This is a genomic window from Tepidanaerobacter sp. EBM-38 (genome assembly GCA_001896545.1).
In the GTDB taxonomy this organism is placed as follows: Bacteria; Bacillota; Thermosediminibacteria; order Thermosediminibacterales; family Tepidanaerobacteraceae; genus Tepidanaerobacter.
Window position 1 is genome coordinate 15,205 of record MPOT01000022.1, and the last position, 13,522, is coordinate 28,726.

At 34.6% G+C, this 13,522-nt stretch carries 14 protein-coding genes and 1 riboswitch; all 14 genes read right to left on the reverse strand.

All coding sequences use genetic code 11. The features are described 5' to 3' along the window. Nucleotides 1–34: 34 nt before the first annotated feature. Nucleotides 35–1,855 carry a cobalamin B12-binding domain-containing protein gene (locus tag BUC45_RS01540; RefSeq protein WP_296969787.1) on the reverse strand — a complete coding sequence of 607 codons (1,821 nt, stop codon included), beginning with the start codon at nucleotides 1,853–1,855 and terminating at the stop codon, nucleotides 35–37. A gap of 23 nt (nucleotides 1,856–1,878) precedes the next feature. Next, nucleotides 1,879–2,103, reverse strand: coding sequence for a hypothetical protein (locus BUC45_RS01545; protein WP_296969790.1), 225 nt, complete (start codon nucleotides 2,101–2,103; stop codon nucleotides 1,879–1,881). A 62-nt stretch (nucleotides 2,104–2,165) separates the two neighbouring features. Further along, a complete protein-coding gene (locus BUC45_RS01550) occupies nucleotides 2,166–2,924 on the reverse strand; it encodes an FCD domain-containing protein (protein WP_296969793.1) in 759 nt (252 codons plus the stop codon). Between the two features lie 553 nt (nucleotides 2,925–3,477). Next, nucleotides 3,478–4,761, reverse strand: a complete 1,284-nt coding sequence (locus tag BUC45_RS01555; RefSeq protein WP_296969796.1) for an FAD-dependent oxidoreductase — start codon at nucleotides 4,759–4,761, stop codon at nucleotides 3,478–3,480. Nucleotides 4,762–4,867: 106 nt separating this feature from the next. Next, a complete protein-coding gene (locus BUC45_RS01560) occupies nucleotides 4,868–6,334 on the reverse strand; it encodes a hypothetical protein (RefSeq protein ID WP_296969799.1) in 1,467 nt (488 codons plus the stop codon). 15 nt (nucleotides 6,335–6,349) lie between these two features. Continuing rightward, nucleotides 6,350–6,808 (reverse strand): RidA family protein, encoded by a 459-nt coding sequence (locus BUC45_RS01565; protein ID WP_296969801.1) that lies wholly within the window; start codon nucleotides 6,806–6,808, stop codon nucleotides 6,350–6,352. Between the two features lie 38 nt (nucleotides 6,809–6,846). Next, on the reverse strand, nucleotides 6,847–7,269 hold the full coding sequence (locus tag BUC45_RS01570) for a hypothetical protein (protein ID WP_296969802.1): 423 nt from the start codon (nucleotides 7,267–7,269) through the stop codon (nucleotides 6,847–6,849). Between the two features lie 265 nt (nucleotides 7,270–7,534). Beyond that, on the reverse strand, nucleotides 7,535–7,930 hold the full coding sequence (ytfJ, locus tag BUC45_RS01575; RefSeq protein WP_296969804.1) for a GerW family sporulation protein: 396 nt from the start codon (nucleotides 7,928–7,930) through the stop codon (nucleotides 7,535–7,537). Next, nucleotides 7,923–8,621 carry a DUF2953 domain-containing protein gene (locus BUC45_RS01580; protein WP_296969805.1) on the reverse strand — a complete coding sequence of 233 codons (699 nt, stop codon included), beginning with the start codon at nucleotides 8,619–8,621 and terminating at the stop codon, nucleotides 7,923–7,925. The genes ytfJ and BUC45_RS01580 overlap by 8 nt, the downstream gene beginning before the upstream one ends. A 59-nt stretch (nucleotides 8,622–8,680) precedes the next feature. Beyond that, nucleotides 8,681–9,187 (reverse strand): SMC-Scp complex subunit ScpB, encoded by a 507-nt coding sequence (gene scpB / locus BUC45_RS01585; protein ID WP_296969807.1) that lies wholly within the window; start codon nucleotides 9,185–9,187, stop codon nucleotides 8,681–8,683. A gap of 7 nt (nucleotides 9,188–9,194) precedes the next feature. Then, entirely contained in the window at nucleotides 9,195–9,932 is a 738-nt protein-coding gene (locus tag BUC45_RS01590) for a segregation/condensation protein A (RefSeq protein WP_296969809.1), read from the reverse strand. Nucleotides 9,933–9,948: 16 nt separating this feature from the next. Further along, a complete protein-coding gene (gene trpS, locus BUC45_RS01595; protein ID WP_296969813.1) occupies nucleotides 9,949–10,932 on the reverse strand; it encodes a tryptophan--tRNA ligase in 984 nt (327 codons plus the stop codon). Nucleotides 10,933–10,964: 32 nt separating this feature from the next. Next, nucleotides 10,965–11,588, reverse strand: coding sequence for a site-2 protease family protein (locus BUC45_RS01600; protein WP_296969815.1), 624 nt, complete (start codon nucleotides 11,586–11,588; stop codon nucleotides 10,965–10,967). A 157-nt stretch (nucleotides 11,589–11,745) separates the two neighbouring features. Next, nucleotides 11,746–13,080 (reverse strand): diaminopimelate decarboxylase, encoded by a 1,335-nt coding sequence (gene lysA / locus BUC45_RS01605; RefSeq protein WP_296969817.1) that lies wholly within the window; start codon nucleotides 13,078–13,080, stop codon nucleotides 11,746–11,748. 85 nt (nucleotides 13,081–13,165) lie between these two features. Next, nucleotides 13,166–13,345, reverse strand: a riboswitch (Lysine riboswitch). Between the last annotated feature and the right edge of the window lie 177 nt (nucleotides 13,346–13,522).

The window sequence follows — 13,522 nt, forward strand, 5'->3', positions numbered from 1 at the left end:
TACCCTAACCCCCTTGTATTAAAGCGCTTCTGGTTTAGTAAATCTTTTTCATTACTGAGTCTCTACCTGCTCTTCCTGGATAAGCACCATCTTCTTTGCTTCCGAGTATTCCTTGGTATAGAGCATTGACGAAGTTCCCATTTTTTAATACTAGCTCTAGTACAGCTTCTATCCCTTCTTCTATTTCCTTGGCCCATTTGTGAGCATTATCAGTCGGAACAATGTTGGATTGTCCAAAAAATCTAAAAGATGACTGGGTTGCCCTTAAGGTATCAATTCTAGCAGGAATAGTTATAGGTCCTCCAGAAAAAGCCTCATCTGATGAAGCTATAGAAATCCCGTCAACACCTAAAGAAGAAGCAAGAGATGCATGAAGCGACGTCATCAATGACGACTGTACTCTATCCTCTGTTTGGGTTAGGAATCCAATGGGAGCACCGCACCATATCGGAGCATTGACAATATTTCTGAGACAATAAATTTTTGCTGCATTAAAATCAACATAGTTATCTTCCATCTGACCACTTATCATAACTTCTGGTGAGTAGCAAAACAAGGGTTGAAGAATAGGCTTTGCTCCAAGTCTCAAACCGAGTTTTGAGACTATCAGCATGCCTGCAAAAGCTTTATAAGCAGGCACACCACAAAGCTCCTCATTAGTTACCACATCAAACGGCATATTAAATTCAGCCGCATATTTAATAGCTTCTACCGCATCCACGGTTAATCTCTCAGGGTCAGTACCACCGCCTAAAGAGCCATAAGCGATATTTATTTTTGTTAAATCGGCCCCGATTTTTCCTGCCAGTAATACCGTTTCAGGGGTATTTAATCCGCGATGAGCTCTAACTTGCCATAAAGTATTAGGGAGTAAGGACTTCTTAATGCTTTTAAGGTTCTCATAAGTTATAACTGAACCGTCTTCCTCATGAGTTATATAACCCTCTAAAAATCCTTCTGTTCGGGCGCCCCAGGAAGGATCAAAGTGTACTGCACCATCGGCGCCCCAAGCCTCACATGATTTTATATGAGCAATATCCATAAAAGGACAGCCCGTTCCATATTGAATAAAAACTACAGGATTTTTATCGACATGTTGTAAATATAGAGGATTCATGCGCGAATTCACTGCATCTACATATTGATTAAGTGCATCTACTTCATCATTAGTCATTGGACGGGTTTTTTCTCGATATTTGCCTGACTCATAAAAAGACTTAATTACATCATCACATAATTTTGAATAATCCCTTCGAAGTTTTTGCTTTTCAGACTCACTGTTGCTTTCTAATATTTGTCTCCTTATCTGTGCTCTTTGAATAGCAGTAGTTGTTTTATCACTTACATAATCAAGGATACCATCAACTATAGAATCTAATAATTTTTCAATCTTTTTATTATGAAATAAATAGTCATACCCTTCAGTGATGTCTTTTTTATTTTTTTTACTTCTATTTTCTGCTGGAACATATTCTCTACCTTCTACAAAAGCTACTGCTTCATCGACTGATGTTCCAGGCCCAAAGCCGGCATCAAAACCTAATTCCGCAGCAAGTTCGGGCCGTACTGCCATTCCTCCTATACCTATTTTTACCTTATCTCTTATGCCAGATGCTTCAGCTAAGTCAATAAATTTCCCTAGCACTTCTGCAACACCGTAACCAAGAGTGCGACTAACCAGAACAATATCAACATCATTATCAATAATGGACTTAATTATTTCTTCCGGTGAGTAATCTGGAGGTATAAGTATGGTTTCATGGCCTTTGTTTTCTAACCCTCTCTTTATCATTTTAAGACCTATATCATGAACTGGATCAAGTGGCGCTAGCAATACTTTCTTTTTATCTATCAAGTTATTCTCACTCCTTAGCAACTTTAATTAAAAAGCCAACCATAACGGTCACCCGGTTTATATATATATCCTCTAGCCCTAACTCTTGCACCCGGTCCGCGATGCTGAATAAAGACTATTGATATGTCTTTAAAACCCAATTTTTCCATTAATTCCATTGCAAATTTCTCTGCTTCATCTTCATTTTTAGATACTATATAAGTTTCTATATCAATAGCATCCATTATTTTCTCAAGAACGTCCGACATTGTATCCCCTCCTATTTACTCATCAAAGATGAGTGATTTTTATTATGCAAGTAATTATTGCTCTAATTTTTTACTACATGAATATTATTATCTTCTTCGTAGAAAATTTCCCAATACTTCTTTACATCATTTTCAAGCTTTTCTATATGGCGTACCATTGCCTCCTCAGCCAGTTCTGGCTTTCTGGCAGCAATAGCTTTATAGATATTTTCGTGATCTAAAAGAACTGAACTTTTTACTTCCTTTCTTATATACTCTAACATAGGTGAAAGCTGACCATGTTGCCTTATTAAATCCATAGCAGCATCTAAAATTCTATTTCTTGCAGCTTTGGCTATAATTTTGTGAAACTCTACATCATCCTCAGCTATTGAAATACCTTCATCAACATGAATCTCTTGCCTTTCAATAACTTTTTTCATTTGGGAAATTTCTTCATCAGTTATATACATAGCTGCAAGTTTTGCAAGTTGGCTCTCAATAGCTTTTCTTGCGATTAATGCATCAAGAAGTTCCTGCTTACCGGTTACTCTTATAACATTTAACAATTCTTTCCCATAATGGTTTATTGTATTTTCACGTTCAAGTTCTTCCAATTTTTTTTTGCCAAGTGGAGTTAAATTTCTCCCTTTAAATCCAATTTTTTCAGTATATCCCTTAATATCCATTTGCCTTAACATCCTGCCGATAGTCGCTTCACTGACATCAAACCCTTGCATTTGTAGAGTATTACGTATGAAACCAGAACCAACTGGCACCGTTTTAGAATTATCAATAGCCTTTAAAATGAAAAACAATAGTCGCCGCTTTTCTTGTAACATTTTAAACCTCCATTTGCCATTATTTATTTTATATGACCTTTAGGCATACACTAATATTTCGATTCTTTTTAACCAAACGTTTAACTCAATCTTAAAAATAAACTATTTAATTTATGCACATGATTTACTTTTATTAAGTTATAATAAACTTACAAGATTAGCATACCATTATTATAACTAAATTTCTAGATAGGTCGTTAGAGAAAATATTACGATTTTAACTTCATATTTAGAAAACGTAAAATATATTTCCTTATGGTTGGCTTATAGTATACTAATCAAAATAAATAACCATGACAAAGGACAGAGAGGCAGCTACTATTGTGCTTACTATCTTACTATAATTCCACTGTAAAAAGTCAAATTCTTACATAAGAATACCAATATACTGTTCTTTTTTTATAATAAGATACGCTATATGTTGACCATAAACTTAAAAAAAAGAAAGTTTCTACAGTGAAACCACTATTATGTTTATAGCATAAAAATAATTTAAAATAAAAGGAGTCATATAAATGACCCCTTTATATATATTGCTACCTACATATAGTTTTTATACAACTTTATTGTTAAATATATTTAACATTCCTGCCTTCTCAACACGGTCTTTTATTTCATTTATATCTAAAGTATATAACCCTAGTTTTTTCATTCTCTCAAAATAAAAAGAGCCAGAAAAAGTATACTTTTTCGATATACCTTCTTCAGTTTTCATCTGTTCCTTAACATAGGCTATAGCATCTCCGACTGCAAGTTCCGTAGGAATTTGAATAAGTTCTTTACCTACAGCCCAGCGCACTGCATTCGCACCCGCTAATGTTCCTGTGCATATAGCTTCTGTGTGGCCGACTAATGGTCCTGCTTTTTCGCCTCCACAAAAGAGATTCTCTACCCCTTCTGTTTTTAAATAGTTATCCCTTGGTGAAATTGCTAGGTACCTCATCGAGTTTCCTAAGTTCCCTGCATACGGATCTTCATATCGTGCATTTTCAAAGCCAGGAATTTGTCTTAAATTTTTTAACGGGAAGAAGGGCGTCATTAATTTTGCATGTCCGGTATCTAATAATATTACATTTTCAACATATTCATTAAGTGCATATTGCTGACAAGCTTTTTTAGTAAGAATTTCTGCATCCTCTTTGGCATGCTCTGGTACAGGTATTACCGCAACACCAGTAGAATTCAATTTGTCGACAATATCTTTTGAAAGAGATTCTTTAAAAAGTTTACAAGATCCGCTCATAGCCCCATAAGTGCCATCAGCTTTCTTGGCCATCATTTCTTTAACTCCCATTTTAGCCGCAATGCTCACTCGTGGGCCATAACTAGGACATCTGTAAATACACATAGCACAGCCATTTCCATACTTAGTACAATTTCCTTGAGGCCCAGCAGTTCCGGTACATTCCACAAAAACATCGCCTTCATATTTTTGACCATCACTAGTAATAACAGCTGAAATTTTATTTCCTTCAGCTACAACATCTGTTATCCTGCTTTCGGTATGCACCTCAATACCTGCATCTAGTAACACTTTCTTAACTGCTGGCTCTACTAAAGCTACATCGTATAGCGAAGCATGTTTATGACCGGGAAAATCGATGTTAGTATGTCTTGCTACACGGTCTGTAACTTGAAACAGTTCACCACCGCCCATAGCGATCATTTCCTCGGTAGCAGTGTACCTTCCATTATTCCTCATGATGCCACCAACAAGACCTGTTCCTAATAGCATATCAGTTCTTTCCAGTAGCACCACATCAGCACCGGCCTTTTTAGCTGATATTGCAGCTCCACAACCAGACCATCCGCCACCTATAATAACTACCTTGGGCATGCACATAACCTCCCTCTATCATCTATCATAAATTATTATATTTTTATTCTTTAAGGTGACGCAAAAGACTATCTTCTTTTGCGTCACCAACAAACATTCTGTGATATTAATCAATATACCCGCTGTATTTAGCAACAATTTCCATAAGTTTGACTTGAGCTTTTACAGCATATCTAAAGTTGCTTTCAATAATCTGACCGTCATCATCAGTAGTACCAAGACCAGGTGAAATCATTATGTTACCATCGTATGCTACTGTTGGGATTACACCCATTTGTGAAAGACCTGTTTGCAGTAATTGAGTTCCGGCATACATGTCTTCAATCGAGAAAATGGGGAAACCAAGTTCATCATTATTCCATGTATTTTCGTAATTTACTTCTATTGATCTTGAATTATATGACTTAGATATAATTAATCCTTTCTTTATCTTGGGATGTATTTGATCGAATTCCTCTTTAACAATTTTATACATATCATCAACTGGCTTCTTGAGATTATCTGGATTATCTCTTAGCTCTTTTAATGCTGCAATCATACCGAGCATAGCTTCTTTACCGGGATCGTTTGTAACATAAGCAGCTTTTCCATAAGATGCTGTGGTTCCATATCTGTCACCGTGCATTCCAAGGGCTCTGCGAATAGGCACCATGCATTCCTCTTTACCTATTATCAGACCTGATGTGGGAGATTCGCTAGCTTTGTCCATGCTATATATAATAACATCAGCACCGCTCTTGGAAATATCATGGCCTATAAAAGGAACTCCCCATGCATTATCTAAAACATAAGGTACATTAAATTCCTTTGCTACTTCCGCTAAACGTTTCTGGAGTACCGGCACACCATCGCTGTCTTTTACTCCATAACCATATCCAGGTGTGTCATAAGCAAGTGAAGTAATACCTGTAAGCATCGAAGCCTGTCGCTCAGCTATAGTTTTAATCTTTTTAGCTGAAGCTTCCGGATCGACTTTAGTTAGCTGAATTGCCGGATGATATTTAATACCATGCACTGAATAATCAGCACCAACCAAAGGCGCAATATAAGCACTTAAATTGTTTTGTCTTTTGCCATAGAATCCTAATTCTCCGGCGGTAGATCCCCTATCAGCAATAATATCTTTAAACCTTCCAGGGAATGGCCTGCCATAGCCACCATGATGGTGTAAATGTTTTTCATAAGGTATAATATAACGAGCCTGGTAACTTTCGCCGCGGCCCTGCATAGGTGGTGTAAATAGAGAATCAAATGTAACCCATAATCCGGCCTCGCAAGTGTTTACGGGAGCAGCATCGTATTCATCACCATAAACATCTTTAACTATGGATCTGATTTCATCTACTAGCTTAGCTAGAGGTATAACTTCAGTAGTACCTTTTTCTATAGCTGCTCTTACTTTTTTGTTTAATGGACCTGGGCAGCCTGAAACAGCTCCTGTAAGTCCAAATTTGCCTCGTAATTCTGCAGGAATACCTATTTCATCAGCTGCTTTTCGTGCATCGGCATAAATATTAGAAATATTCGCCTGCAAGGCTTTATACATCTCAAATTTTTTTGTAAATTTAGCCATTTTTATTCCTCCTTGTTATTTTAACTTTACTATAATCTCTACTTCGCAAGTAGCATCCATTGGAAGTTGGTTAACACCAACAGCCGAACGAGCATGTGCACCTGCTTCCCCGAAAATCTCACCTAATAGTTCAGATGCTCCATTTATAACTTTAGGCTGTTGATCAAACCCATCGGCACTATTAACAAATCCAACCACTTTAACAATTTTTTCTACATTATCGAGACTACCAGCCAAAGACTTAACTATACTCAGACAATTTAACGCACATATTTTTGCTGCCTGATAAGCTTCTTCTACAGAAACCTCCTTACCTGCTTTACCTTTATACTTTAATTCACCATTTACAAAAGGAATTTGCCCGGCAGTATAAATATATTTTTCAACTTTAACACCAGGAACATAAGCTGCTACCGGCTTTGGTGGTTCAGGTAATGTAATACCCATTTCTTGTATTTTCTTCTCAAAAGACATTTAATACACCTCCTTTCAAATAAAACTATACAAAACAATTAACCAATGACAACCTCATCATTAAGGTCAAGGTTTCTTTCATTTCCCGAAATACGATCTTTGCCATATATTACAATATTATAGTGATTAGGCATATGGGTTTCATCAAATCCTGCAATTTTCCCAATCACTTGCCCATTTATTTTTACCTCATCTCCTACTATAATTACTGTACTTTCTTTTACTGTAAAAAAACCTACATATGCTATTTTGTTCACAGTATCTCCAGGTTTCTTGTCTTCATCAGTTAAAATCATCTCATGAACCTCGTTAGCAACTAGACATCTTGAGGCTTGTGGAATAAGCTGTAAACCACGTTCATCATACTTGCCATCTAAGACTACTACAAGATTGCCTTTCAATGGTTTTTTTTTAGCATAGGGATTAGTTTTAAACATTCCTTTTTTATATGGATCAGTCATCTGTATTTACCTCCTCATCACTGATGAGCTATTCTATTATATTAGTTCGACATAAATAACGAAAATCCTTCTCACAATTTAACTTTTTTTAATAGATTTTTATATTTATTCTCCAAAATTTTTGTTATAAAAACACCCTCCGCCTACTTTTTTAGTAATAGTATTTAAATTCTTATAACTGTTGGAGGGTTTTTTGAACTTGATTATTATATTACGCAGATTTCATGTTAATCATCAACTCAAGCTTAAAGTTCTTACATTAGAATTAAACTTTACTTCTTTTTAATATACTATTTATTTGGTCGATTATTTGAGGTGCGACATCTATTATTCTTTCTACTGTGGTATTTTGGCTAATTGATAAAAGTCTTATTTGTTCTTTGCCAACAACTAAAAAGGCTACTGGCTTTACCGTAACCCCGGCACCACTACCACCGCCGAAAGGAAACTCTAGCTTATCCCTCTTATCATTTTCTTTTGTGCTTTTTGCATCAAATTCACTTCCTCCTGCTGCAAAGCCAAAACAGACACATGAAACCGGAATTATTACACTACCATCTTGAGTTTCAACGGCATCCCCAACTATTGTATTTACGTCGACCATTTCTTTAATACTTTCCATTGAAGTTTTTATTAAGCTCTGAATAGGATGTTCATCCATGGCTTCGTTGCTCCTTTTTATTGTAAATATGGCGATTAGTAATAAGAATTCTTTTTTCTGATAATATCCAGTACCAAGCGAAGATTAAACTTGCAATAATAATATGACCAACCCTTGCTTTAAATATACAATTAATTTCAATTTCTAAAGGTTCCTGACTTGTAAAAACCGGATTTATATTTACTTTCACATTGCTATAATCAAAGTTAGCATAAGTGGAAAATATTCTTAATGCTATATAAGTAGCACACCATGCCTGACCAGCTAAAATTCCTGTAAAAGCTGCATTTCCACTGCTAAAGGTAATATTGATATTTAAATTAAGAAGAACAATAAACCTGGATAAACATCTAATGATTGTTTTTTTAAAATTAGCATGATATTTACAAATATATTCAAGCTTACTTATTATTATTTTATATTTCTCACTAAGAGATAAAATAACATTTTTTTTCGATTTGGAAATCCCATTGTTCCTGTTATTAAAATGATATTTAAAGTTTAATATGGGAATAAAATTTTCTATCGTAAATTTCATCTCGGATATTTCAAGAACTACTTTTGACATTTTGAAAAAATCTATTTCAATTCGTATATAGTCATCGGATTCTTTTTTAAATACTTTGATACGGATTTTTACTGGTAATAAAAGAAAGAGAGAAAAAGTTAGGATAATCAGCAAGTATTTCACAGCAATCTCCTTAAACCTTTTCTCTTAGTTTGTGGCAAAAAAATGTTAATAATTCATTATTATTTATCAATAATAATATCTTCGATACTCTCTAATCCAAAATAGTCCATACATTGTTCTGTTATACCATAAAGTATCGGTCTACCTGGAATATCTAATCGGCCAATTTCAAAAACAAGATTTTTTTCCTGAAGTGTATTAATCGCTTTTTCCGAATTGACACCTCTTATAGACTCAATTTCATTCCGGGTTATGGGTTGCCTAAACATTATGATTGCCAATGTTTCTAGAGCAGCTTTGGAAAGTTGTGATTTTATCTTAGGTTTAAAAATTGCTTCTATGTATGGAAATATATTAGGTTTTGTTGTGAGTCTTAAGCTTTCGCCAACTTTTGAGATTGTTAAACCATGATATGGTTTATCGTAATAATTTTGTAATTGCTTAACGCATTCCATAACCTGTTCATTTGATATGCCTAATACCTTTGCTATTTCATCTATATTCACTGGTTCGCCTGAAATAAATAATATTCCTTCGATGATACCCATGGCTCCTTGTATATCCATCTATTAACTAAGCCTCCCTACAAGTTAAAACAATTTCTCCAAATTGTTTTTCTTGGGTTGCTAAAATTTTATTCATTTTTATCAATTCTAATATCGCTAAGAACGTCATTATTATTTCGACCTTCGATGCATCATAACTAAATAATTTGCTAAAACGCACCTGTGATTTTAGACGTTTTAATATCTTATAAACTTCTATTACTTTGCGCGATAACGGCATAGAATCCTTGGTTATTTTAGAGATTTTTTCTTCTGGTTTCTTTTTATTCATAACCGATATAAAAGAAGATTTTAAGTCCTCCAAAGATATTTTAGATATGGAAAAATCAGCTGCCCATACATAAGATAAATCTTCTGGAGGTTTTTTAAAAATTAATTTCTGTTCTTCTTCTTTAGCTTTCAATGCAAGAGAAATCTCTTTAAATTTTTTATATTCAAGTAGTTTATTTACTAAGTCATCTCTGGGATCATCATCTTCCATCGCTGCTAACTCTGATTGCGCTTCTTGATTTTGATTAGAAGGTAACAGTAATTTTGATTTGATGCTTAGCAGAGTAGCAGCCATAACTAGAAATTCGCTGGCTAAGTCTAACTCGTTTTCGCTAATTTCTTCAATAACGCTCAAATATTGTTCAGTCAAATCCGATATTGGTATATCATATATGTCTATTTGATTTTTTTCAATTAGGTGAAACAGAAGATCGAAAGGCCCTTCGAAAGCATCGATTTTAATATTTAATGTCACGTTTCTTCACCTTTGTCTAAATTTTCATTGCATTCCTAACCTCTTCCAAGGTTTTCTCTGCAACTAAACGTGCTCGCTTCGCTCCATTATCAAGAATATCATCTATAATTTTTGGATTTTGTTCTAGCTCTTTTCTTTTCTGATGTATTGGTTGCATTTTATCAATTATTAAATTAGCTAACCTTTTTTTACATTCTACACACCCAATTTGACCTTTTTCACAAGCCTCTTTTAATTCCTTAATATTATTTTGCTCATCAAATGCAGTATAGAACGCATATACATTGCAAATATCAGGATGACCAGGATCATTTTTTCTAATTCTTGCAGGGTCTGTAATCATCATTTTAACTTTCTGTTTTATTATTTCAGGGCCTGCGGATATTTCAATATAATTATCATAACTTTTGCTCATTTTTCTTCCATCAATTCCGGGTAGCACCTTAAATTCGGTATAAAGCGCCTCTGGCTCTGGAAAAACCGGTTTATAAATATAGTTAAATCTTCTAGAAATTTCTCTAGATAGTTCAATATGTGCCTCTTGATCTTTACCAACTGGAACTTTATTTGCTTTATAAATAAGTATGTCTGTTGCCATAAGAACGGGATAACCCAGAAAGCCATAGGTATTAATTTCTCGACTTTCCAGTTGTTTTAGTTGCTCTTTGTAAGTAGGACATCTTTCTAGCCATGATAATGGTGTTATCATTGAAAGCAAAAGATGTAACTCTGCATGCTGTTTTACATGAGATTGTACAAAAATGTTGCATTTTTTTGGATCAAGGCCAACGCTTATCCAATCGATAACCATTTGACGGATATTCTCTTTTAAATCTTCGGTGTTTTGATACCCGGTAGTAAGCGCATGCCAATCCACTACTACAAAAAAACAATCGTAATCATCTTGCAATTTAACCCAGTTTGTTAATGCTCCCATCATATTCCCCATATGCAGGCGACCGGTAGGTCTCATCCCGCTCATAACTACATCATTTTTCATGAAAATTCCTCCCATAATTAACTACTAAGATGCTAAAATCTCAATAATAGCAAATCAGATAAAATATTTAATCCCGAGTTTACAAATACAATCAAAGGGTTTAAAATAACGTTCAATAGACCGAAATACACTAATAACACTAATATAAAGGGGCCATAAGTTTCTAACTGTGAAAACTCATAGGAATATCTTGCAGGTAATAATCCCATAAGTATCTTAGAACCATCCAATGGTGGAATTGGAATCATATTAAAAACAGCCAGTGTTAAATTATATAGAAATAGAATGTAAATAAAATTATCCAGAATGCCATTATGAAAGATATCTAGTTTCAAAATAACAATTGTTAAGAAAGCTAATATTAAGTTAGCAATAGGACCTGCCAGAGAAACCAATACTATACCCTTCTTAGGTTCTTTATAATAATTTGGATTTATTTCAACAGGTTTAGCCCATCCAAATTTAAAAAGCCATAACATTAGCAATCCTATAGGATCTAAATGAGCTAACGGATTTAGTGACAATCTACCTCGCCATTTAGGTGTTGGATCACCTAATGAATATGAAACCCTAGCGTGAGCGTATTCGTGAAAGGTAATTGCCAATAACAAAGCCGGTATTCTTAATAACATTTCCGGACCTAAAAAATATGGCATGTAAGCTGTCATCCTTCCTATATATTTTTTGTTCCCGCATAATGCATTATACCATTTATATCAAAACGAAAAAAGTGTGCTTAAGCACACTTTTGAATAAATAATGAAAAAAATTAAAGCAAAAATCTAAAGTCAAATGAATTGAGTCGCAACAAAATTATAAACTTGCCAAAGAAATATTTTTGGAATTTGGCATAAACACTTCATTGCTCAGTAGATCTTCATATGTTTGGCGGCGAACAACAAGTCGAGCTGTTTTATTTTTTACAAAAACTACTGCCGGTTTTGGCATCATATTATAGTTGCTAGCCATAGAATAATGGTATGCTCCTGTAGTAAAAACAGCCAAAATATCACCAGGCATGATTTTAGGTAGTTTTATATCCCAAATTAGCATATCTCCAGATTCACAGCACTTTCCGGCTATAGAAACAGTCTCTTCTTTTGGACACCCAGCTTTATTGGCAATAACAGCCGAGTATTCTGCTCCATACAATGCCGGTCTTATATTATCACTCATTCCGCCATCAACGCTGACATATTTTCTAACACCTGGAATGTTTTTTATTGAACCAATTGTATATAAGGTGGTGCCTGCTTCACCGACAATAGCTCTTCCCGGTTCTATCAATATTTTAGGGATAGGCACATCATATTTTTCACAAGCCTTCTTAACTGATTCGACTAAAACTTCAATGTAATTTTTTACAGCCAATGGCTTGTCTTTCTCTGTATATCTAATACCAAAGCCTCCACCAAAATCAATTTCTTTAGTTCTAAAACCGTATCGTTCATTTACAGTTTTAGCAAATTGAATCATTATTTCTGCCGCATCCTTAAAAGGCTCATCTTCAAATATTTGAGAACCAATATGGCAGTGAAAACCCATTAGTTTCAAGCCTTTTATGCTCAAAGCATTCTCTACGGCCATAAATGCATGTCCATTTTCCATTCCAAAGCCAAATTTCGAATCAAGTTGACCGGTTTTTATATAATCGTGTGTATGAGCTTCGATACCGGGAGTTAAACGTAATAATATTTTTATTTTTTTACCCTGATATTTTTTAGCAACATCTCTCAACAATTCAAGCTCGTAAAAATTATCTACCACAATACGTCCAACACCATATTCCGCCGCCATTTCTAATTCGGCATACGATTTATTATTACCATGAAAATATATCCTTTTTGCGGGAAAGCCGGATTTTATAGCTGTATAAAGCTCCCCTCCAGATACTACATCAAGACTGAGACCCTCTTCTTCTATTAATTTACACATTTCCATGGTTAAAAAAGCCTTCCCGGCATAAATTACTTCACTATTTTCATGCAAATTATTCAAACTATCTCTATATAAACGACAATTTTCACGAATATGATTCTCGTCCATTACATATAAAGGAGTGCCGAATTCTTTTGCAAGTTCTACCGCATCGCATCCACCTATTTCCAAATGGTTGAACTTGTTAATTCTACCAGTCCCGCAAAACATATAATTTTTCTCCTTTCATTTACATATAAAAAAACAACCGGGATATTTGCCGGCTGTTTAATTCAAAGGCAAATACCTCTCTCTTAAATGAAGTAGCGCTTCACCGAATGAAATTTCAGTGACAGTCTTATACCTATTCGATATAAGCCCAGCATGGCTTCTTGGAAGAAAACCATACTTCGGCGATAATCCCTTTTAATTTGCTTCATAGACTTCCCATATCTCCACAAATCTACTCATGATTTATCGCGCCTCTACCTCAACTCTTATCGAGATGAGGTATAATATTCAATTTTATGTACTATATCACATTTAGCTTTAAATTGTCAAGCAATTTTTTTAATAGAGCTTTTTGCTTTGTGACCTTTTTTATTCTCAACCATAATTTTACAGCTATATTTTCTCCATTTAATACGCTCAAAAAAGGTTTTTATTAGGTCAA

Coding starts and splice junctions, on each gene's coding strand:
- BUC45_RS01545 (WP_296969790.1), bottom strand. CDS start 2,103: ATGTCGGACGTTCTTGAGAAAATAATGGATGCTATTGATATAGAAACT.
- BUC45_RS01550 (WP_296969793.1), bottom strand. CDS start 2,924: ATGTTACAAGAAAAGCGGCGACTATTGTTTTTCATTTTAAAGGCTATT.
- BUC45_RS01555 (WP_296969796.1), bottom strand. CDS start 4,761: ATGCCCAAGGTAGTTATTATAGGTGGCGGATGGTCTGGTTGTGGAGCT.
- BUC45_RS01560 (WP_296969799.1), bottom strand. CDS start 6,334: ATGGCTAAATTTACAAAAAAATTTGAGATGTATAAAGCCTTGCAGGCG.
- BUC45_RS01565 (WP_296969801.1), bottom strand. CDS start 6,808: ATGTCTTTTGAGAAGAAAATACAAGAAATGGGTATTACATTACCTGAA.
- BUC45_RS01570 (WP_296969802.1), bottom strand. CDS start 7,269: ATGACTGATCCATATAAAAAAGGAATGTTTAAAACTAATCCCTATGCT.
- ytfJ (WP_296969804.1), bottom strand. CDS start 7,930: ATGGATGAACATCCTATTCAGAGCTTAATAAAAACTTCAATGGAAAGT.
- scpB (WP_296969807.1), bottom strand. CDS start 9,187: ATGGATATACAAGGAGCCATGGGTATCATCGAAGGAATATTATTTATT.
- trpS (WP_296969813.1), bottom strand. CDS start 10,932: ATGAAAAATGATGTAGTTATGAGCGGGATGAGACCTACCGGTCGCCTG.
- BUC45_RS01600 (WP_296969815.1), bottom strand. CDS start 11,588: ATGCCATATTTTTTAGGTCCGGAAATGTTATTAAGAATACCGGCTTTG.
- lysA (WP_296969817.1), bottom strand. CDS start 13,080: ATGTTTTGCGGGACTGGTAGAATTAACAAGTTCAACCATTTGGAAATA.